Source organism: Bacillus cereus group sp. RP32 (assembly GCF_040459735.1).
Lineage (GTDB): Bacteria > Bacillota > Bacilli > Bacillales > Bacillaceae_G > Bacillus_A > Bacillus_A wiedmannii.
In genome coordinates, this window is the sequence record NZ_JARVHO010000002.1 from 261,115 (window position 1) to 284,008 (window position 22,894).

Genomic DNA, 22,894 nt, shown 5'->3' on the forward strand with positions numbered 1-22,894 from the left:
CAACTTTCATCGCACACGGCATGCCATCGTTTGCCTTCTATTTCATTTTCCTCAATCTACTTAGTTTAATTTAAATCCCTAATTTACTTGATTATTTCATTTCCAATTAACAATCTTAGTTTATTCAGCTTTATAAGTTGTTCCTCATTTAATTCAAGAAATTCAAGATACCTTTGGATAGTTTCTACATCTGTGGCATGGATTAGCCGGTGAACATCTCTAGTAATTAGCACTAAGTTGGAATAACTATCATCCTTCGTTTTACTCCATAATGTTTTATGATGGCAATCCATTTCCGTTAGAATCAATTCTTCCCCAGTCACTGCACATTTTCCATTTTGGGCTATAAACAGCGATATTCGATTGTCATTGAATTCTATTGTTGCCCGTTCATTAATGATAGGGTGTTCCCTAATCCATTGAACTTGCCAGTTCGGAACCGACTTTTGTTCCCGATGCATTAGTTCTCGTCCTTCTTTGGTAAATTTATTAACACTATTTTTGGGCATTAATGCTGTTTTTGTTTTAATGAACCCAATAGGAATGAGGGGATATCCATTAATATATCTTGTCATCTTTGATTTTAAATAAGGTTTAATGCCTTTATCTTTGATTGGATAATTGGTTGTTTTTCTCAATGAAAATTGCTTTAATCGCTGACGTTCTATTTGTGTTAATTGGTATTGTATTGGCATCAAACTATTGACTACTTGCGTCGCAATTTGATAATAATTGTGAATGCCAATAACCATACTATTATAGATTCGAACGTTCTTGATTAATTCGTTTCCATTGGGAACTCTTTGCATGAGTTTGATCTGGTCTTTGAGTTGTTTCTTAATCCTCTTTCGTGCTTTTTCTGCTATATGTGATTGACAAACGTATTTTCTGCGGCCAAAACGGTCATATCCTTTTCGTTCCATTTTCAGTTCAAAGCCGAGAAACTCGCTACTTTTCTTTTTCAGATTTGTAATTTGAGATTTCTCCTCAGAAATAGGAAGGTTTAACCGTTCCTCTAGCCACATTTTACTTGCCATGAAAATCTTTTCAGCATCTAATCGCGTTGTAGTAAAAATTTTAAAATCATCTGCGTAGCGGACAATGTACATTTCTTTTAATGTAGATGTTTTTCTAAGTTGTTGATAGCGATATTGGCGACTATACCATCCTGTTTTCTTATTAAGATAGTCCTTAAGCGTTCGGCACTTTTTACTTTCCCATTGGTTTGCAATCCACCAATCAAATTCATTTAAAGTGATATTCGCCAATAGAGGGGAAAGTATTCCACCTTGCGGTGTCCCTTTTGTTGGATGTACGATTTCTCCATTTGGTAAAACAATAGGCGCTTTTAACATTTTACGTATAATCACAAGTAATTGTTTATCACGAATACCCATTGTCCAAATTTGTCGCATAAGTTTTGAATGTTTCACTTCATCGAAGAAACCTTTAATGTCTATATCCACTACATATTGCATTTTATTATTGTTTATTCGTCCATTACATGCAGATATTGCATTTTCAGCTGATTTTGTCGGTCTAAACCCATAACTATATTTGTAAAAATTAGCTTCACATATAGGTTCCAGTACTTGTAGAATACATTGTTGCGCAATTCTATCCCACATAGATGGAATACCTAATGGTCTAGTTTTTCCATTAGGTTTTGGAATTTCCACACGTTTTACTTTTCGAGGATTATACTGTTTAAATCTTTTCTTCACAATTCCAATAAACTCATGGGTTCCAAGCTCTTCAACGTCCTTTATCGTAACTTCATCGACTCCAGGCGTAGCGCTTCCGTTATTCCGTTTAATATTTCGATAGGCAAGTAGAATGTTGTTGTCTGAAGTAATGATTGACATGAGGTTTTTAAATTTTTGTTTATCCTTACTTTTTACATAAAGTTCATCGAAGATTTCAGTCATGCCATAATACTCTGCATGGCGTAACCTTGTATTTTTCATTCTAGGGATCTTCTTAAAGTTTTCGTTCAAGGTATATCACGCTCCAATCTTGGCTCGTGACCTTTTTAGTCATACGAGAATCCTTGAGATGATTGAGTTAAAATAGTTTAGGCGAAACGACTTGAGGCTATTGTTCCATTTCCATTACAGAAACTTCATCACTCCTGCCTCTACTCTCACTATCATAAAAGGAAGTTATAGATATATTCCTTTCCTCCCTACCACTTCATAGAGTGTGTACTCTCCATGTTGATAGCTTTCCACGTTCCCTTAACTCTATCTATTCTTAACTTAGGTGCTAGCTCTTGCCTGACGTCCTCTCCATCGCCTGTAACGATGCATGGAGCTTTCGAAACCACCATACTTACTCGCCCACGGAACGCACTTGAAGTTTTCATCAAGTCTACTCATTTCTAAGTAGTTCCACTTACAGACATTTCATTCGCTAGTTCGTCAGTGTTTTACCACATTCTCACCATATTAAGTTTTTCACGACTCCCGACCTATCAGTTGTACCAACCACCTCTGGTTAGCTTTCGGTTACTCATGAGTACTACGACAACTTTCAGCCGACTTCACCGAGCTTCACACCCTATTCTTATACACATTCGAATAACGCATGTCGGAGTATTAGAGTAGGCATTTCAAGGCGTTACCCTATCATTCTACCTATCGAGTTAAGAGTTCACGACTCTCTTACTTGCCATAAATGACGTTCAGACAGCGTGCGTAACCTTTTCAGTTAGGAACGTGTCGCACGATGGTTATGAAAACATATGATTGAAGATGCATTATTTAATATTGCCGTGCGGAAGGTTTCCCTTGGATGGACTAACGATGAATCAACAGTTCCTTCGAACACAATACTACATCCAATAATTTCATTCTTTGTATTTAAGTTAAATACACCAAAAATTTCATTTGGCCTTGATTCTATATCAAATATAATCTGTGCAAAGCGTACAGCATCCGCTGGACAAGTGATTTTCTTTTTCTCAATATCATAAATACGATTACTGTCTTTTACCAACTTTACAGATTGAACCATAATTTTCTTACCCATGTCCTTCTCCTTTCGAAATAAAAAAGACGAGACTGCTCCTCTCATCTTTTTTCACCTTCTTTTGTATTTTGAAATCCAAAATTCTTATTTCCCCACTACAATTCTTAATAATTTAAGATAATCCATCACATCCTTGTTAGTTCATTACTTGTCCTATTCCTACAACGCAAAAAAACCTCCCAGGAATACATTCGTATTACAAATTAGCGTATATGTTTTATACACTTCCTTGTAATGAATCGTAAACCCGAGAGGTTTGTGGTTATTTAGGAATGATTAAAAAGGAAAAAATTTCTTGAGATTATTATATAATAAGCTCATTTCTATTTCAATAAAAAAACAAAATATTCATACTCTTCCAAAGGAGATTTGATTTCTATAATAAAAAACACCCATATTCAATTGAGTTCCTTTACAAAATTATTTAACTTGTTTTTGTAGAATTCCCTCTAATTCTCGCACAGTCTCGGCAAATTCATCAATTCTTATCGTACACATTTCAATAGTTTTTTCTGTATCGATAATTTCCCACACAGGATAATCAGCTTCTATTTCTTGTCTCGGGTATAGCAATATACACCTTTGAACTTCCTTATAAGCAGTTACATACGCATACATTTGATAAATGTCACTCTGTACATAACTACTTCTTCCATTATTTGTTGCACTTTTCCACTTCGTATCCATGATTATCACATTATCAATCAAAAAATCTGGTTTTAATAAAATGTTCTGGCGTCCACTCTTCTTATTACGTAGGAGTCTCTTCTCTGCATGTTGACTGATTATTTTATTATTATCAATAGCCTCTTGTAGTGCTACTTCAATATATTTTTCAAATAACATATTCATTTGAAATAAGAAAGAGAACGATGATGCTCCTCGCCCTTTACTATAAATCGTTGCCCGCTCAACAATTAGCTTAGCAAATAAAGCAGCTTGACGAAAACGTTCATTCTGTCGGTTAAATGTAATACTCTTTAATTCCTTCTCTGTAAAATACACTACATCCACAGGTTCTAAGTAGCCTAAACAGCGCTCAAGATAAAGTTTTAAAGTATGTATTTTTGTATGCTTTTTTACAATGAGCAATGCACATTTAAATAGCTGGTTCAAAGAGTTATTTTCCGTATATTCATCAAATGCACAATATGCTTTTGTTTTTTGAAATACATTCTTATAAACGTGTTTACTAAGCTCGAGTTTGCCACGCAGTGTATTTAAGTTTTCTTCATGACGTTCATATGTTTTATAAGTCCCTTTTCTGAGTTCATTCAGCAAACGAGTAAGAAATGTAGCAAGAAATGCCGTAAGCAGTTCTCCCCTATCCTCACCATTTAGTACTTCCTCATAAAATGAAACCGGCAAAAAGCCTGTAATTGAAAGCATTCCTAGCAATGCCTTTCGATCGTCAGTAGGTGTGAGTTTTAATTTAGGAATAATTTCGTACCTCACATCTGAACATTGTATCACTCCAACATAATTAATAAAGCGAAGTCGTTTATACTTCTGATCAATCACCTGTTCATTAGGATATTTTTCTTCAATATACCGTATAAGCTCATCAAATTGTTCTACTGTAACCTCATTTTCTGTAATCCAGTCATACGCCTCACGCACTATAATTGTCTTATTCATAAATCGCTATTAGCTCTTGTGCTGTTAATTTTCGTTTTACTCGGTACAGCGCAGGAATATAAATAGATGGCTTTTGTTTAAACAGTTCATTTACATTAACTTCTTCTTTATAAACAATATATTGATCTTCCTTTGAACTCCCTATTCCACCCAAAACAAGACCGATTTTTTCCCAATCATCATAAAAATACTCTTGTAAAAGTGGAATGATTTTCGTTTGAAAAATAGCGATAACTTCATTATCAGTTTTCGCGTTTATAAAATACGCATGCCCAATCATATGATCGCGATCATACAGCACTTCAATCCGCTTATTAATAACAGAAAGCATCTCAGCAAGATCAATTTCATCACCAATCGATTCAAGAAGATCCGTATTTGGCATAATTTCTTCAAACACAAAGCGGCGACGTAACGCTGTATCCAGTAACGCTATGGAGCGGTCTGCAGTATTCATTGTCCCTATTACATATAGATTTGGAGGTAACGTAAACTTCTCTTTTGAATAAGGTAGTTCAACAATCAATTCATTACTTTGTGTTAAACGCTTATCCTCTTCTAGTAACGTTAACAGCTCACCAAAAATCTTAGAAATATTGCCTCGGTTCATTTCATCAATTATTACAACATGTTTTTTCGCATTCGAATAATCAAATGAACCGTTTTCCAGCAATGCCTTTTGAATAATTGTCTTTTTCCCTTCTACTTCAACTTCAATCTTTTCTTCGCCTTCTACTGTATCTTCCATTTTTTCTAATATCCAATTTAGTACAGACCAATACCTCGTCTGATTACACCCACCAATCGCCTCACGAACAAACATAGTATTATTCTTCCAATCAATATCATGCTCCTGAATATAGCGATAAAGGCTTAGTAAACGATTCTTTGAAACTATTGAACTAGTTTTTACATCTTCACTCGTTACAACGATATTGTTTTGCTCTGAAATGTATGAAATAAAATTTGTCGTTCCTGTTTTTGATTCGAACTGAATATTATTCTTCAAACCATTTTCAACTAGGTAATCATAAAGTTTCTCAAAACGAACTTCATTCGAAAAATCCTGACTAGTGCTTTGAATTCCTTCATACATCGCTTCAAGAGCTGCTTTTTTCAAAATACCATCTGTTGGCACAAAGTTCCCTTTTCCATCAGATTTCAATCCTTCTATAAAATCTTCATATCCATAGGACTGATGGAATGTCACGAGATGAATTTTCCCTTCTTTAGTTAAACGTGAAAACTCTTGTTGTAATGCTTCTCGTCCATCTACTTTCAGTTCCTCATATGTTCTTTTATCGATCAATTCAAGAGCACGTTCAACGATTTGATATGTTTTCCCTGTTCCAGGTGGACCAAAAAAGACATAGTTTCTTGGATCTGTATCTAATACTTCAATAGATTCTTGGGGCGTATTACTTGTTTCCTTTCCCTGCATAAATACTAAGTTAATGACATTTTTATTTTTCACTTCATTTAATGTACTACGATATCCTCCATAACCTATGAACTCTCTCTCTTCAATATTAATCCACTCAACAGGAAGTAGATGTCCGTACTCTTCAGAGAATTCATAACCATCAATAGTATCTTTGGTAATTTTCCCAACAGCACTAACTCGTAACACTGATCTTGTCTTCCCATCAACCTTACGAGTAAATGATGTTTTTAAAGCAACTAGGTCCCCTTCTTTCATTTTTAAAAATTGCTTTAATGCTTTTTGTCCTGCTGATGTTTCTTCCTTCTCATCTATAATATCTTCAATATTTTCTTCTTCTAAAAGAGATGATAAATCCTCATGTAAAAAGCCTATCGCTATGCAATTGTTTTTTAATAAAAAATCTTGAATGGAACGATCTTTTCCATATGTATGTCCTGCTAGCCAATAACTTGAATTCTTATCAAGCGCTTTATCTCGTTCTGAAAACGTCTCCCAGATAAATCGTGAAATTTTTTCATTAGACCAATCTAAAAAAACATTCTCTTTTTTAATAGCATGCAACACTGCATGATTCAACTCAATTGCATTTTGAGGAGTAAGCAATTCATCTTTTATATGTAATTCCTTCCCAAGCTCAATTAATATTGGTGGTGAATAAATATTAAAAAATTTCTCTGGAACATAAATATTTAAAATTTTTAGCAGTACCATATTATAAATTGGTAAATCCAATGTAACAATTTCAGAAATATGGCCTTCCTTTGCAAGTCGTATTGCCTCACAAATCCCTTCTTTTAGGACTCTAAATTCTTCTTGTAACTGTTCATTTTTTAATACCACTTTTTGTTTACCATAACTTTTACAGTACTCACCAGTTTTAGCAAGATAAATACCGAATTTAGCAGAATTGGCTCCGCCAATGCCGCCTAAAATATTTTTTCGCTCGAGCCAGTAATTGAAACAATCTTTTGCTTTAGTATTTGCATATTCTTCTATGGTGAGATTTCTTAAGGATTCTAATGGAAAACGTTTTACGAATTCTTGGCGCCCTGATTCTTTTTCAGCTAGCAATGAAATATCAGGTTCAAATTGAGTAGCTTTTTGGGTCACTATTTGAAGCTTCATATTGGAAATTACCCCCATTTAATTTTATAGATTAATTATAGAATATGAGGAGAAAAGAAGGAAGTAATTGGGTGCAGATTAATAAACCTTGTGGATGAGGTTTAAAGATTGAAAAGCATTTACTTCCCATAACTTCCCTATGAGAGCGCCACTTTGACAGGATGGAGGTCGCTGGTTCGAGGCCAGTCGAGATCATACGAAAAAACCCTTGCAGCGCAAGGTTTTTTGTTATATGTTAGCATCTTTAAGGTATTGCAGAGGTGCTTATTTTAATATTTTGGTCAACAGTTTCGATTTTTGTGAGCTTTAATGAATAACCTACACTATTATTAGAAATCAGGAACGGATATTCACCTAAACAACAAAATGTTTACGAAGAAGTCAAATACGGTATTGAGAAATAAACGTTTTTTGGGAGATATTAAATTTCACACAATAAAGTATCACTTACAATACGTCATTCTAATATAATGCTCATAATAGTGTCCCCACTAAAAAAACGAGAGTATGTACCTATTCACAGGCATATACTCTCGCTAGCATTACATTATCCTTTTCTATATCTAGCTTCTAAACCAGAGATTGTCATATTTTCATTGACATCATTATGTGGGATTAATAGATAAACCCATTCCTTACCATCATGTTGAAGTTCATGCTGGGTAGCATATTTGCACCATTGAATTGCTGCGTCTGCTTTTGCTTCTACTTCCTTATCTCCCTCAATCTTATTGGTAGCTTTCAGTTCCACAAGATATTTCTTATTAGTTGTCTCGACAATAAAATCAGGATTATAGGTTTGTTTTTGATTATAATAAATTTTGAGCTGATTTTGTGCTGGTTTGAACCACTTCTCAACCATCGGGTCTTGCTCACAGATAACCGCAAACCTTCTTTCATTTTCGGCATCAAACTTTTGAACTGAATACAAGCAACGCTTAAATCCACCAAAACTCATACCACGTATGGCTGCTCGATTTTCTACAGAAAGTTTGTAGTCCCTAACCTCTTCATCAATATCTACTGAAAACGTATTTGTTCGCAAAATCTCAAAGTCACTTCTTACTACCACATCATACTCAACTTTCGCTTCCTGATAGTGATCCAACATCTGAGAGTGTATTTTGTTTGCCAACAATTGCTGATTGTACATCAATACATTTCGAACCTGACTATCATCATTTAAATAAGATTTCAAATGAGCAATTATTTGTCCCACGAGTTTGTATAATAAATCTGCATGGTCCTCGTAAGATATATCATCAAAATCCATCAAACGAGAAATAATATAATTCTCTAAAGGCTCTTCACCATTCACTTCAACTTTAAAATGCATTACATCACGTTCATGTGTCCGCAGCTCTTGTAATAAGATATCTTGCGTAACCGGCTGAAGATAGATTCCTGAAACATCCAAATCAAAATCCCGAAAACTCCAAGTGATTTCATCCTTTGGTTGCAAGATAACCTTAGGAATATCCATTGTTTTTTCAACAATATACTCCGCAACTGTTTCGACAATCTCTTCTATAACAGCCTTATCATCTTCAAACATAAGCTCTATTTGATTTAAAGGATAGTTAGCTCTTACTTCTTGTACAATTTTCTGCTGTACTTCAGTGTTTGTTAGGTGAGAATGACGTGCTATTTCCTTCATCTGTTGGATTGTTCGCAGTGTTGTTTCAGCAATATTCCGCTTAGTTTCTACACGTTTTTTCACAATCTCATCTTGGCTATTTGTATCATCACCAACAATCCTTTGGAAAATACTTTGTTTTACTTTCGATTCAACCGAAACAACCTTCTTATTTGTCCTTGCAACATCTCTTCCAATTACAACGCCTTTTCTTATAATTGAATCTGGGTTATTGGCTTCGTCGATAATGTCTTGAAAACGATCATGTGCGATAATAGTTAATCTGTCAATTGTTTTCATTTTTGTTCGCTTACCATATGGTAAGCGCAATCCCCGCCCAATAGATTGCTCGACCAAAGTTTTAGAATTAGCCGCTCGCAGTGGAATGATAGTGTATAAATTCGTTACATCCCATCCCTCTTTAAGTTTATTAACATGTATAACAATTTCAGTGTTGGAATTTGGATTTTCAAGTCCTAAAAGTTCCTGAATGGTCTCATCTTTTTCTACACCCGACTGTTTGGAATGCACTGTAATAACTTTGTCTTTATATCTTCCATTAAAAAATTCATCACTCTTGATGATACTCATCAGATTTTCTGCATGACCGGTATCTTGGGCAACAACCAAAATAAAAGGCTTTACTATTGGTTGATTGTTTTCTCTGGCGTACACTTCCAACTCTACTTTAGTTTCCTCATGAACAAGAATACCGTCTTCAAGCTTTAGACGCTCCAGCTCAACCTCCGAGTAGTTCGATGCGTCAAAATTCTCACGAGTAGCTACTGTTGGCTCTTTTACATAGCCATCTTCCATGGCTTTAAATAATGGATAGCTGTAAATAACATTCTTGAATGGAATAGCTTTTTTACCTTTCTCAACCTGTGGCGTTGCGGTCAGCTCCAAGCCCAATACAGGATTCAATTCATTCAATACCTTGATTCCTGCTGAAGCCCTGTAACGGTGAGATTCATCCATCAACAATACTAAATCCGGCAAGGAGGCTAAGTAGTCAAAATAGCTTTCCCCGATATATTCGCTTAGTCTTTTAATACGTGCAACATTACCACTTCTTACCTCGGTGTTAATCTTGGAAATGTTAAAGATATTAATCTTCACAAGTTCATCATTCAATAGGAAAATAGAACTCTGCTCATAGTTATCTCCAGTGATTATGAATGGAGGCTGTGAAGCAAATTGAGAAATACCCGTGAATACATACTTTTTAGTATTAGGTGTAAAATCTTGAATAAGCTTCTCGTATATAGTCAAGTTAGGTGCCAAGACGAAAAAGTTCTTTATCCCTTTAGCAAGATACAAATATGTGATAAATGCCCCCATTAAACGAGTTTTTCCTACACCAGTTGCTAAAGAGAAACAAATGGAAGGGAACTCTCTTTCAAAGTCTTCTACAGTTGGAAAAAGACCTCGAATTCGATTTAATCTCGCTACAAATTCCTCTTCAGAATTATTTTTCTGTAAACAAAGCTCTTCAACAACCTCAGCTAATATTTCCAAAGATTCGCGTTGAGGAGATCGAAGGCTGAGTCGATTAGAAATTTGTCGAACATAATGGTTCATTCTTCTCCCCCCTCATTTAGCAACTCATCATCTTCTTCATGCAACGGCTCCACTTTCAAGTTGTAATCATCTCTGCCAAATTCACATTTATTAAGGATAGCTTGAGGTATCTTCTTCAAAGTGATATTCTGGAAATCATCCTGATTCGCGTTAAATGCCTTGCAATATATTACTAATGTTTCATCTTCTAACATTTGGGAAGCTATATCCGTTAGTATTTTTTGGTTAATTAACTGAGTAGTTGTATAAATAAAATCTGTTTCAGTGGATTGTCCCTGCTTCCAAAAAACATTACTATCCGGACCGTACCTGAATCCTTCAAATTTACAGATTGCTTCAGCGAGCATACTATTATCATACTGTTTGCTAATAACCCAATTTCCATATTTGTCTTTTTCTAAAAGACTTGGAGCCAGATTATATGTTATAAAGCCGCCGCCACCCTTCCAACTCACTAAATCACTTACACCACCTTTGTCTGTTCCATCAACAACTTTTTTTAGACGCGGTATTATATGTGTAAAACAATGATTGCCTAACTCTATCATAATCCATCTTCTTTTCATTTTATGAGCTACTGCACCCGTAGTCCCAGAGCCGGCAAACGAATCCAAAACAATATCCCCCTCATTTGTAGCTAAATGAATAATTCTTTGAAGAAGTCGCTCTGGCTTTGGTGTAGAAAACACATCTTTTCCATTGAAAGCTTTAACTTCCTCTTTTGCTTCATGGTTATGTCCAACCTCATCGAACTTCCAAATTGTTTTAGCTGGAATCCCTTGTTTTTTCAAATCAATCAAAAAAGTTTTTCTAGAAGGAATTGCTTTACCATCTTTTCCAAACCAAATTTCATTATTCACATCTAATCTTTCTAGTGTTGCTCGCGAAAACCTTGGAAAAGTTCCAGGCGGTGGACTCCATTTAACACCATTTTTAAAGATGTATTCAAAATCTTTTTCTGTTCCGCTTTTAGCGTGAAGTGGGGTTGATTTCCATAAACCTTTTGGATGGTTATCGGGGTTCTTATAGGCCTTATTCATTTCTTCAGAACGAGGTAACAGATTAGGTCTCCATATATCTTTATTTTTAGCATAAACCAAGATATGGTCGTGATTATCCGAAAACCACTTTGCGTCATTTGCTAAAGTATACTTTTTTTCCCAAATTATATTATTTACAAAGTTTTTTCTTCCAAAAATTTCGTCACACATAACTTTTAGATAATGACATTCATCATCATCTATCGATATCCAGATTGATCCATCCTCTGATAAAAGTTTGTTCAGTAGAACTAATCTTTCTCTCATCATAGAAAGCCAAATAGAATGCTCCAAACTATCATCATAATGTTCAAAAGCATTACCTGTGTTATAAGGAGGATCAATAAATACACATTTGACTTTCCCTGTGTATTCTTGCTCCAAAGCCTTTAAAGCTAATAGATTGTCACCATGAATTAACTTATTTGATGTATAAAGCCCATCATTTAAATTGTAGGAATTCTCATTATCCTTAATAAGTATCCTCGGTTCAATCCTCATATTCTTCTCTTTACCTAGCCAATTTAATTCTAAACGATTTATTTCAGACAACTCTCACACCTCATTAATTTAATTTTGTGTTTATTTACTTCCAATGTGTAGTAGCTGGAGAATATTTTCAAGCAATATCTCTTTTTGACGCATCTCAATAGGCAAGTCAAGATAGACTCTATCCGATGAGTACAACTTACCAGCTTGTCCATATATTTTTTCAATAATAATATTATCAATGTGCTCCTTAGTTGGATAATAAATTACAATTATTGGTGGACAACCTTCTATTGCATCCCTAAGCAAAGCCAAGCGGTTATACTTCCTCCTGTCTTTATTTGGATAATATATGTCAAATGTATGATTCTCTATGGCATCATCCAGCGTATGTTTCTTAAATTCTAGAATTGCTAATACCTCGTTCTTATCATTTACCAACATCATATCTACGTCACCAGGCCAAGCGGCATCTGTTCGTGATAAGAAACATTCAAGATCCGTAAAAGCAATTCTCAAACCTTTTTCACCTACTCTAACTGGGCCACCAGATAAGTTTCGAATCTGCTGCATTAGTGATACTAATCCCCACTTCTTCACTTCGACGACCTTACCATGCACATCAATTTTCACATCCAGTATAGGCTTCGATGTCGGATCAACTAGTTGACTATTCCAATCTGTATCCTCTCGAAAAATTTTGTAGGTGAGTGTATTATCCCCAGCGAATTTAGCCAGATCTTTGACAAACTCCTCACCATCACATTCGTATATTAGATTCTGTAAGTTCTCTGGATTAACATCAATTTCCTTATCATCAGCAAGTCGCTTCACCCAAATTTCAGAAGATACTAACCAATTAGACCAATTCACAAAAAAGTCAAAACTTATTTGTCTTATAGAGTATCTACTAAGTAAATCATTTGTTAGCCAATCTTCTGGATCTCCAGCAATGCGATGCTTCTTTGCTAATACACTTCTATTTGAACATTCTGCAGCAAATGGTTTATAAAGCATACTAATTCCTCCTCTCAGACTTTAAATAACTCTCCATTTAAGACTAAACAGATGCTTCCTTGAGACCTTTTGCTCAAGTTTTATCTCAACCTCCGCATACCCTTGGATGGTTCTATTTAATCTAAATAAATCAGAAGTATTACAGTTGTTTAGCTAATAAATTATTCATCTATATATTCTATCATACTTTTTATTCTATATTTTCTATTCCCTTGTTCTTGGATCTCTTAGTATGACTGATGATTACCAGCTACTTAATAAAAAAGGAAGTAAGCCACGAAAATCTTTTAGCCCTTTATAGATAAAAACATACAAAGATCATAAAGTGCAAGAATAAATCAAATAAAAGTACTTCCTTCGGATTAATTCTTTAATTTATTATCCATTCGATTAAGTACTTCTGTTATATCTGATTTTTTATTATCTGTTGCATTATATGCCAATTCTAAAAACACCTTCAACAACATCCCTTGCTTCTTTACCTTGTTCCAATTGTTAATGTTCTTACTTTTTTCAAATGGGGTTCGTATTACACGATTACATTTATTAATTAGTTTCTGTATCTGCTTAATTTTTTCAGCCCAAGATTCCTTAGATAAATCAGTTAAGATATTAGCACAAAGTTCTATAAAAAGGATATCTCTTGGTGCATACAAAGAAATATTATTATCTTTATCCCCTTCTACTTTTTCCAAAAATAAATTAATCCAAAAGAGAATAGCCTCATCACTAGTCATATTGTTGTCTTGGACTAAATATAGCATTAAATCATGATAAATATCCTTTGACCAACCTCCTACGGACGGTCCACATAACCGTCGTAATACAACCATCGCATCAGCCTTCGATAAATTATTTGGCCAGTTCTCCCTAATTTTTTGATAAATACTTATTCTTACATCTTTAATTTCTTGTGACTCAGCCCCCATTCTATTTACTTTTACTCTTAAATGGTAAATCCACTCTGAATATGCTAAAATACGTTCATTTTTATTTAATTTAGTAAGATCATTATAGAGAGTGAGTGATGAAAGACTTTCGACATCACTTATTTGAAACCATTTTGCTTGAGATCCAAGTCCACGAAGAAATGGAACCTTAGTCAGTAATAACGAATCTATCAAATCATTAGTTGACATAGAAGACAACAAGTGAATAATTAATTCATCCAACAAATACGCCCTTTTAATAAAAGTTTCTTCTTTTTGTTTTCCCTGATTTTCATATAACTCTTCTAAAACATTTACTATTATTAAAGGGGATAAATAAAGGATTGCTTTTGTTGCATATTTAAGGTTGTAATTTCCATATAACCGATTAGCATAATGTCCATCTAACAATAAATAGGCATGATATAAACTTTCTTTAAAATTACAATTTAGCAAGGAATTCCATTGGAGAACGGTAATTTCTTGTGACCCATTAACTCTTTCAATATTTAAATCATATTCAGTTAACAAATAAAATTTGATGCGTTCTCCAAGTCTAATATTCCCATTATCACATACCTTATATAAATATTTTTCTGCATCAATTACATTAGTTAACCAATATAAAAAACTCTCCCAAAGTAAGAAGAATGCTCTATTATCTTTATATAATAATTTTTCAGAGAAAGTATTTAATGCTTTATATAAAGATTTTTCATCACCAACGATAAATTGTAAACTTTCAGGGTCTATTAAATTCCTATCCAATAATTTCTGTTTAACAGATTCAATATCTGTCGATGTTATTTCAGGATCTTGTAATAGTTCCGCAAGAAATAAACTAGTTTTAGAGAGTCTCTTTAATAACTCATTATCGTTATTACTTGTTACACTACATTCAGAAACATCATTATTCACAACCATCTCTGGATATATCTGAATTGTTGATGCATAATTGATAATAGGTGGTCGAGCATTTCTTAACATATCCACATAAGAAGCTACTTCTGTTAAAATATCAATTGGAATCGGAGTTACCAATAATGGGTCAAATTTCGTTGCAGCCTGAAGCGAATTGGATAGATGATATCCCTCTGAAATATTACCATCATTATCATAAATCAATATATAACGATCATGAAAATAAGAACCTTTTCCTTTTTGATTACCCCGTATATCTAATATCTTTAACTGCAAACGAGATAGGATTAACCTTAGGTTTTCACATCCCTTTTTAATTCGAGTAGCACGTTCGGGGTCAGGGACATTTTCTTGTAGATCAATTTCATTAATTTTTGTTTCTACTTTATCATCATTGGACTTAACTTGAGTGCATGTAATTACTTCAAACGAACTATTTGTTGTAGGAGAATGGGCTATTAGTTCTAAACCTACCGTGTCAAAGTACGGATCTACAATTGTTACTAGTTTGTGGTCTGCATTATTAGTTATAGACTTAAACCATTCAGCAAAACTGAGTGCAGATGGAGCATCATCTCCCCACCCTTTCGGAAAAAACTCTCCTTTTGATTTAGCTGGGAATAATCTATTTACATAATTGCTTACCTCTAGTGTGGAAGGAGCCCAAGGATCACGGACATAGCCACCTATACTAGAATACTGATAAGTGGTTTGCTTTACTCTTTCGTAATGTTGAACTCTATCCTTAATTTTTTTAGAATTTCTCCATTCCTGTATTGTACTAAGTTCTACATTCCCTCGTAATCCAATCATTCCCATTTCCATGTTCATTTCCCTCGTAAGTGGAGTATCTTGTTCATACCACATTTCCCATTCACCATCATTTGAGTTTGCTATCCAAACTGTCAATTGAACCTGATTGACTTGTTGATTTGCAGAAAATCGCAATCCCTGTTCAGCAGTTTTGATATCAACTAACTTTACTTGGTCTAGCATTATTTCATGGCAATTTCTTAGACGACATCGAATAAGAAGTTTTTCATTTGGCAAATCCAGCCCTGATTTTAAATAAACTTCGATTTCTTTACAACTTTTGGCACTTAAATCAAATTTATTATTTTGGTTAGATACATTTTCATTTACCATACTAAAATCAATTGGCGATTCTTCTGGATCCAATAGCGGAGTCGCAATCCATTCTATATTACCTAACCTGCTACTATCACGGCCATCAAATTTAAATCCTGTCTCATTTATCAGAGCATTAATGCAAAACCTTGCCAATTCATCAGCACTTTCTATTGGTTTGCTATTTAATTCACTTTTTCCCCAAATATTCATTTTCTGTAATTGAAATAATGAAGCAGATACACAAGTAACATCTCTGGAAGGGCTTTGAATAGGGCGAATATTCTCTTTATATAAAAGGGTCATTGATTTCGTTTCAAGAAAAACAGGGGGACGTACAACATAGGTATTTTCTAATTTAAATTCCGATACTTCTTTTGGTGGTTTGGTAAGATTAAGATTTTCACAAGCTTTGGAAATAGAATTTCCTTTTAATAAATCTAAAATAAGAAAATAAATAGATTCTCCATTGGAGTAAAGTGTAAATTTTTTTAAATTAACCTTATATGCACTGGTATTGGGAGACCACTTAGTTTCTATATCTGCTTTATACCATTTACCATCACAGTAGTCAGCAGGTATTACCCATGAGTATAATAAGCGTTTAGAAACACGTTTCTCTTCACAAATTTCAAGTATCCACAATTGTAATTGACAATTCCCTCCTTTTTTCATTACATTTTTAAGTTTTTTATCAGATTTTAATTGATCAAAGCTAGAAAATAGCTGTTTTTTATCTGTCATAATGGACCTCCTTTTTCCCCAATTACGTTAATCCTTCATAAATTTAAGATAAATGGGTAGCATAGCATATATCCAAATACAATATTTATGCTGTCCTATCCATGTTTTTGGTTCATTCTGTAGTTACCTTTTGTGGTTAATTAAAAATCCGCTACATTAATAATCCACTAGATTCTGTCTCCTTTAATATATCGAACCATATTTTCGAACATTCAAAATGATCAAACTATACAAAAGGAATGCTGAAAATCAGTCCTTAATTCTTGCTTCCTACTCATACTTCCCACTGATAGGAGTTCTTGTCGTTATGCCTGTTATGACTTCGACCCATTTATCTGTATGAGTTTTAAGCAGCTTAAAATCATCTCAAATTCTCTCTCCTATTCGATACCGTAATAAAGCCTATATACTCTATTTCTAATCAATTCATTAACGTTTATTAAAAGAAACAAACATCCAACATTACCACCTGTTATGTTAAAATAAAACTCTATATAAAATATATAAAAGAGGTGATTTTATTGAACAAAGACACCAAATACAAATGGATTACAATTAGAGTGATTCTAGAAAAAATGTTGATTGAAGCTTTCATGTTAGGGTTAATCACTTTCATTGTATATAACGTTATCAAAGACATATATTCTATTAATCTTTTTACAGCAATATACTCTATGTTAAAACCAATTCCTTCAGAAACTCTAACTATCATTTTTATTTTGATCATATCTAGAAATTTCAATAAGCGTTATAAATTTCATAGACTGCTAGATGTTTTAGAGAATAGCAAAAATAAATATGAAAATCCACAGGCTCGCATTGAATGGAGTATTGCAAATTTAAATGGCCAAATAGATTCATTGAAATTGAAGGTGGATATATTAAAGTCATTTTCTCCAATCCCCATTCTTATTCTATTTATAGGCAATTTGTTTGAAAAAGGAACTTTAATCAACTTAAACTCCTTTAGCATAACAGTTTTAGTGATTATATTAGTTTATTTTGCTTGGTTAATGAATGCTTATAATCAATTTGTTACCATTAGGAAAGTACTTGTTCATTTTGAACAAGAAAAAATCAAATTAGAGAATAATAATTTCTTTGACCAAAAAATTCGTAAACCTAATTATCTTCATAAAGACTTTAAAAAATTTGAAAAAAGTTTAAGCAAATTAAGAGAACCTTCTTTTTCAACAGAAGAAAAAGATAACTCCAATTAATTTAAAATATCATTTTAAATTTTCATTTATGGATTAATAACAAAATCCCATCAGAAATTAACAATAAATCTATAGCTCTTTATATCAGTAAAAAACATAACTATACGTATTGAGCACACCTTGTATACTCTCCCTGAAATATCACATTTACTCTCAAATAAGCTTTTAAAAAGAGATAGAATTCTCTAATATAGAAAAAATTTGATCTTGATGCTAGATGACGTCTTGACAGTCCTCTATAAGAAATTAAGAATATAAACACGGATACTGCGGTATGCTGAAAGAGTCAAACATTCAAGAAACACAGGCAGAGCACCCCCATAATACTACTCCTGCTATTTATTACTTAGCTTAATACATTCAGAAATGGTGTGGGGATGCATCTTCCTAATAATGTTTCTGTCTCTTATTTTGATAACTTTAAAATTACTTTCCCCTCAGAAGATGAACCTACAACTGGCGATAGTCTATGTTTGTTACATTCCTCAGGTTTTCCATATATTCTATACCTAGGATTTTCTTGACATTCTACCACAATAACCATATAACCATAAAATTCGAACATATATGTTGCATCTTTTAGGGCATCACTTTCCTTTTTATAATTACTCCAATACTCTTTACAGGTACATTCTTTCTCTTTAGACATTAGTCACCCCTAATATTAACCATTACATGTATATTCTACTGAAAAATCTTAACAAATTCCAAAAAATAATTTCTGAAATTTGTCTTATCATTAAAAAGGATGACTGTGACCGACTTCTTTTGTCAGATAGTTTGTACATCTCATCACATATATTTAACCATTTGTATAGCTAATCCGCATGCTGTTAAAGTCTGATATAGAGCCATTTGTAATATTATTAGCTCTTAAACATATAGGATGGACATATAGAAAAGCATGTTACAATTACCTTATGGGAAATAATTAGGAGGTAGAATCGATAGGGAAGGGATTACGTTACGAAAAAAAGTTCTTATCGGTATGCCGATAAGAACTTTTGACTCATTGTAATATATCTTTTTAATTTTTTCTTACAAGTAATGAACAACACTCTATGTGTCCGCAGTGTATATGGAAATACGTAAAGGCACTATTACTAGTTCCTTTCCCTGGAATATATTACACTATATAGAATTTATAACGATCTTTACTACTAATTGGTGTTAATAATATTTTATGGAGTTACACTTCTTTTACTTCTTTTACTACTTTCATGTCTTCTAAGACAATCATCAATTGTCCCATTTTTTAATATTTTTTCAACCAACTTTTTTTCTGGAAAACTTGCCCCTAAACTTGAATTACAATTCTGACATGTTAAATAAAGGTTAGCTGGATGATCTTTTTTCTCTAGTAAAAATCTGAATGCTCTAGCCCCAGTCCTGATACACAACATGGCCGAAACTAATCTCAGAATATGTCATTGTACTAAAGCTTTTATGACCACATCTATCACCAGGACATTAATAATAAGTTATTTAAATACTATATATAATCTATTACTCTAACAACTTTTTTTGTATAAAAGATACTATTTCAGTACCCTTTAAAACTTGCTTTACTCCTCTTACTCTTATATGGAGTTCTTTTCCCTTATTAAAGTATATTGCTTTCTTATCTCTGCTAGGTGGAACAACTACTTCCAACACATATAAATCTGTGGTAGGTTCCAAATTTGTATCATATACTTGATGAAATTCAAGTGTATAATGATCTGCAGAAAGAGTCGGTTCAATAGTTCGAAGTGAATCGTAAACTACTCGTTGAATCTCATCTATTTGTTGACCATTTGCTTTAAACCCTTTGACTTTACTATCATCCGTTATTCCGTAAAATATCCGCCCGCCTTGACTATTTAAGAAAGCCGTAGCATATTCGGCAACATTACTATTTATGGATCCTTTTGGATTTCCACCCCTTATTTCTTTAAATTCATATTCATCATCTTCGAGTATATTAAGTTCATTATTAATAATATACATGTAACTTTTCTCAGTTGATTCAATAGATTCTTCTGAAAGGGGAATTGCTCCTCCAGATAGCATGTAAGCCTTTGTAATCTGTTCCATTATTTCTGGATCGTTTGAAGCACTACTTATTTTTTGGCTTAACCGCATTTTATCAATTGTACGTATTTGCTCAAGGAGAACAATTGAGTCCCTTTGAAAGTTAAACTTTCTTGCATCCAATTTTACATGAGTTGGCAGTTTAGCTTCCCTAATTCGTGCTGTTATTGCTGCTACTATTACAGTTGCGGAAAATCGATTTCCTATATCATTTTGTATTACCATCACTGGACGTACTCCACCGTGTTCACTATCTACTACTGGTGATAAGTCTGCTAAAAATATATCTCCTCTATTAATTTCCATATTTCCACACCCTTACTAGTTAATAGCAAAATTTTACCACAAAAAAAAGAATATATAGATATTTTTTACTCCAAATAACATTACATCACTTATATATTTCTGAAATTTATAAATTTCCATATTCAAGGAAATTAAATTACACTATACTAGACAATTAAAATCATCCTGTTAGAGAGCCAATACAAGAAAACATATTATATTGTATTACTGATTTCTATCTCCCCGATTATAATTTAGTGATAGAGTCTCACGGTAATTATTAGCATACTACCCCAGAGGTGTATGACCCTAGTGAGCTAAATGAGAAACAACAGATAAGAGTAAAAAACGACTATTTTAATATAAATGGCCTAATTAATGAAGGATATAAAACCTTTGTGCTATGAGAACAGGATAAAAATAATCGCGTCGATTGGTGTATTGACCAAATAAAAGAAACAATTCGGGATACAGCTGTTAGCTGACTATTCTTTCCTTAGGCAGTATTTATAATTGATACCTCTAAGATTTCCGAATCGAAAAGATTTTTCAAAATGGAATTGGTATTTCGAACTGGTCGCTATTACGGAATAGAGGTGACCAAGAGAGCTTTAACCGACTACTTGGCACCCATAGTTCGGAATTATCCATCCATGTTCATCCATCATTAGACGTAGTGTTTCTGCGGCGGTGCGCCGCTCTTGTGCTGGGGTGGCGGATGCGGTCTTTTGGTGGCTTAACACCCGTCGCTATGCGGTATGTACTTGTTTTACATCTATTTTCAACCGTTCGGCGTACACGTTCCGAACGGTTTATGGACGATCAATGATTTCGTTGCTCATTCTGTTTGTTCACAAACGTTCCTTTATTGAAAGGTAATCTCGAGAAACTTCTATTTTTATTATATTAGTTCGAAGCTAAAAATAGCTGATAAACAAGAATACTGATTCACTTTCATATTCTTCTTTTTAATATGTGGGGTTTCCCTTTGACAAGGTGTTAATAAGATCTTTATGTTTTACAAATACGTATCCTTTTTATATACAAACTAATTGTATTTTATATTAGGACTATCCTAGCTCTTAACACATATTTATTATTCCCTCCAAAACAAAAAAGCCTATACCATATGGGTATAGGGTAAAACTCTTTATAAATATCTATATTCTATCATTTTCAATCTTTTCATTTAACTCTCTATTCCCTGTTGTTTGTGCCTGCTCGTTAATTCTTTGCTCTGTTTCGATAATTACGTGTTCCAATTCGTCTATTATCTTACCCGTCATCTGTAATAATTCTTCCATATCTTTTGCAACCACAACTTCACTCTTGGCTCTGTCAAAAGAGATAGCAGCAGGAAATTCGTTCCGCTTCGCAGATTTAAGCCCTCTCTCTATTAATGTCAAATCCCCAATATTTTCAAAAAAATCCGAGGGAACACCTAGTTTCGGGAAGCTTTCTACTCGATTTTGGCTCACTACTTTTGTAGTCATAAAATCATGTGTTCTCAAAAGAAGATTCTCAGCCTTTTCCTCAAATCTTTTGATAAAATTCTCTTCAATCTCTTGTTGAACACTTTCGCTAAATTGCTCGAAGGTCATTAACTCGATATTCGTATAGCCTGAAGAAGCAATTGCCCCACTTTGAAATCCTACCTCAGTAATAATTATTCCCTTATCTGCTCCTATATCTTCAACAATAGATTTAAGTGCTTGAACCTTCTCTTTTGGAACACGACTATTCCAAAATTTGCACTCTACAATCCAGTTGTTATCTAGTCCATATTTTTTAAAATTTACCCAAACATCAACTTCATGTTCGGCCCTCGCTCCTTTGATAGATTTTTCTATTTCTGCCTTACAACCTAAGGACCGAAACAATTTAGCAACTTCCTCTTGATAACCTTTCCAATCCATAGACAATCCTCCTAACTAAACTTAACTATATAATTTATATTTTTTAATCATAACATATATAAAAAAACACCCTAGCTATTAAGTACGGATGTTTTATATAAATTTAATATTAATTTGTACATTGTTTCCTTCACGAATATAGTCAATCCTATCAATCAATTGTTTGACAAGAATATTCAGTTCTTTTTTTACTAATACTTTCCGTTTTCCATGCCTTCTTAAATTCCCTAATTACATGTAATCGGTCATCATCTGTTCTTACATTCTCTATAACTGCAAATGATTGTTCAATAGACCGAATTTCCTCTTTCTTGGTTTGCACTAATTGTTGTTATTTTTCAATCCGGTTCTTCATTTACTACTTATCAATCATTTCATCAATGGACAAATCTTTAATACGCTCAATTCCCTTCTCTAATCGCTCTAACTCTTCATATTTATTATGCATTGCTAGTTGAAGTGTTGAACTAGCTCCCCGCTTTCCTTTTGGTTCATGATTAATTAATTGTTGTACATATTGCTCTAAATCCAGAAATAATTGAGCATAAATCACTTCAATATTAAGGCTCCTACTGCGGCAACGATTTCCAAAACAATCTGTTGTCAAACAGGTTTTTACGTATCTCTTGCCACTCGACTTTCCAGTAAACTCCATTACCCTTTTACATTTACCACAGT

At 33.5% G+C, this 22,894-nt stretch carries 14 protein-coding genes and 3 pseudogenes; 1 reads left to right on the forward strand and 16 read right to left on the reverse strand.

The genetic code is table 11. From position 1 onward, the window contains the following. Positions 1-83: 83 nt before the first annotated feature. From ltrA to QCI46_RS28710, 10 genes and pseudogenes are all read right to left on the reverse strand, one after another. On the reverse strand, positions 84-1,997 hold the full coding sequence (ltrA, locus tag QCI46_RS28665) for a group II intron reverse transcriptase/maturase (protein ID WP_456304689.1): 1,914 nt from the start codon (positions 1,995-1,997) through the stop codon (positions 84-86). Between the two features lie 188 nt (positions 1,998-2,185). Then, positions 2,186-2,365: a hypothetical protein gene (locus tag QCI46_RS28670; RefSeq protein ID WP_000858402.1), complete on the reverse strand. Its 180-nt coding sequence runs from the start codon at positions 2,363-2,365 to the stop codon at positions 2,186-2,188. 347 nt (positions 2,366-2,712) lie between these two features. Further along, a pseudogene (locus QCI46_RS28675) lies at positions 2,713-3,030 on the reverse strand (JAB domain-containing protein); the annotation flags it as partial. Positions 3,031-3,450: 420 nt separating this feature from the next. Further along, complete coding sequence (locus tag QCI46_RS28680) at positions 3,451-4,668, reverse strand: McrC family protein (RefSeq protein ID WP_353842059.1); 1,218 nt, start codon at positions 4,666-4,668, stop codon at positions 3,451-3,453. Beyond that, positions 4,661-7,237 (reverse strand): McrB family protein, encoded by a 2,577-nt coding sequence (locus QCI46_RS28685; RefSeq protein ID WP_353842060.1) that lies wholly within the window; start codon positions 7,235-7,237, stop codon positions 4,661-4,663. Before QCI46_RS28685 ends, QCI46_RS28680 begins: the two co-directional genes overlap by 8 nt. Positions 7,238-7,784: 547 nt before the next feature. Next, on the reverse strand, positions 7,785-10,454 hold the full coding sequence (locus QCI46_RS28690; protein ID WP_353842061.1) for a DEAD/DEAH box helicase family protein: 2,670 nt from the start codon (positions 10,452-10,454) through the stop codon (positions 7,785-7,787). Then, entirely contained in the window at positions 10,451-12,046 is a 1,596-nt protein-coding gene (locus QCI46_RS28695) for a site-specific DNA-methyltransferase (protein WP_353842062.1), read from the reverse strand. Before QCI46_RS28695 ends, QCI46_RS28690 begins: the two co-directional genes overlap by 4 nt. A 30-nt stretch (positions 12,047-12,076) precedes the next feature. Continuing rightward, the gene (locus tag QCI46_RS28700; protein ID WP_353842063.1) at positions 12,077-13,000 is read right to left on the reverse strand and encodes a hypothetical protein; all 924 of its coding nucleotides are present in this window, start codon (positions 12,998-13,000) and stop codon (positions 12,077-12,079) included. 362 nt (positions 13,001-13,362) lie between these two features. Next, the gene (locus tag QCI46_RS28705; protein WP_353842064.1) at positions 13,363-16,722 is read right to left on the reverse strand and encodes a VPA1262 family protein; all 3,360 of its coding nucleotides are present in this window, start codon (positions 16,720-16,722) and stop codon (positions 13,363-13,365) included. Positions 16,723-16,992: 270 nt separating this feature from the next. Continuing rightward, complete coding sequence (locus QCI46_RS28710; protein WP_353842123.1) at positions 16,993-17,076, reverse strand: hypothetical protein; 84 nt, start codon at positions 17,074-17,076, stop codon at positions 16,993-16,995. Positions 17,077-17,243: 167 nt separating this feature from the next. On the opposite strand from QCI46_RS28710, the gene QCI46_RS28715 reads away from it, so the two are divergent. Further along, a complete protein-coding gene (locus QCI46_RS28715) occupies positions 17,244-17,942 on the forward strand; it encodes a hypothetical protein (RefSeq protein ID WP_353842065.1) in 699 nt (232 codons plus the stop codon). Positions 17,943-18,348: 406 nt separating this feature from the next. On the opposite strand, the gene QCI46_RS28720 is transcribed toward QCI46_RS28715, so the two are convergent. The 6 genes and pseudogenes from QCI46_RS28720 to QCI46_RS28745 all read right to left on the reverse strand — a co-directional run. Then, positions 18,349-18,591: a hypothetical protein gene (locus tag QCI46_RS28720; protein WP_353842066.1), complete on the reverse strand. Its 243-nt coding sequence runs from the start codon at positions 18,589-18,591 to the stop codon at positions 18,349-18,351. An 857-nt stretch (positions 18,592-19,448) separates the two neighbouring features. Beyond that, positions 19,449-19,994: an ATP-binding protein gene (locus tag QCI46_RS28725; protein ID WP_353842124.1), complete on the reverse strand. Its 546-nt coding sequence runs from the start codon at positions 19,992-19,994 to the stop codon at positions 19,449-19,451. Next, a pseudogene (locus QCI46_RS28730) lies at positions 19,974-20,321 on the reverse strand (type II toxin-antitoxin system PemK/MazF family toxin); the annotation flags it as partial. The gene QCI46_RS28725 and the pseudogene QCI46_RS28730, both read right to left, overlap by 21 nt. A 1,139-nt stretch (positions 20,322-21,460) precedes the next feature. After that, positions 21,461-22,216 carry a restriction endonuclease gene (locus QCI46_RS28735; RefSeq protein ID WP_353842067.1) on the reverse strand — a complete coding sequence of 252 codons (756 nt, stop codon included), beginning with the start codon at positions 22,214-22,216 and terminating at the stop codon, positions 21,461-21,463. 358 nt (positions 22,217-22,574) lie between these two features. Further along, positions 22,575-22,769, reverse strand: coding sequence for a hypothetical protein (locus tag QCI46_RS28740; RefSeq protein ID WP_353842128.1), 195 nt, complete (start codon positions 22,767-22,769; stop codon positions 22,575-22,577). Between the two features lie 42 nt (positions 22,770-22,811). Next, positions 22,812-22,871: pseudogene (locus QCI46_RS28745) on the reverse strand (hypothetical protein); the annotation flags it as partial. Between the last annotated feature and the right edge of the window lie 23 nt (positions 22,872-22,894).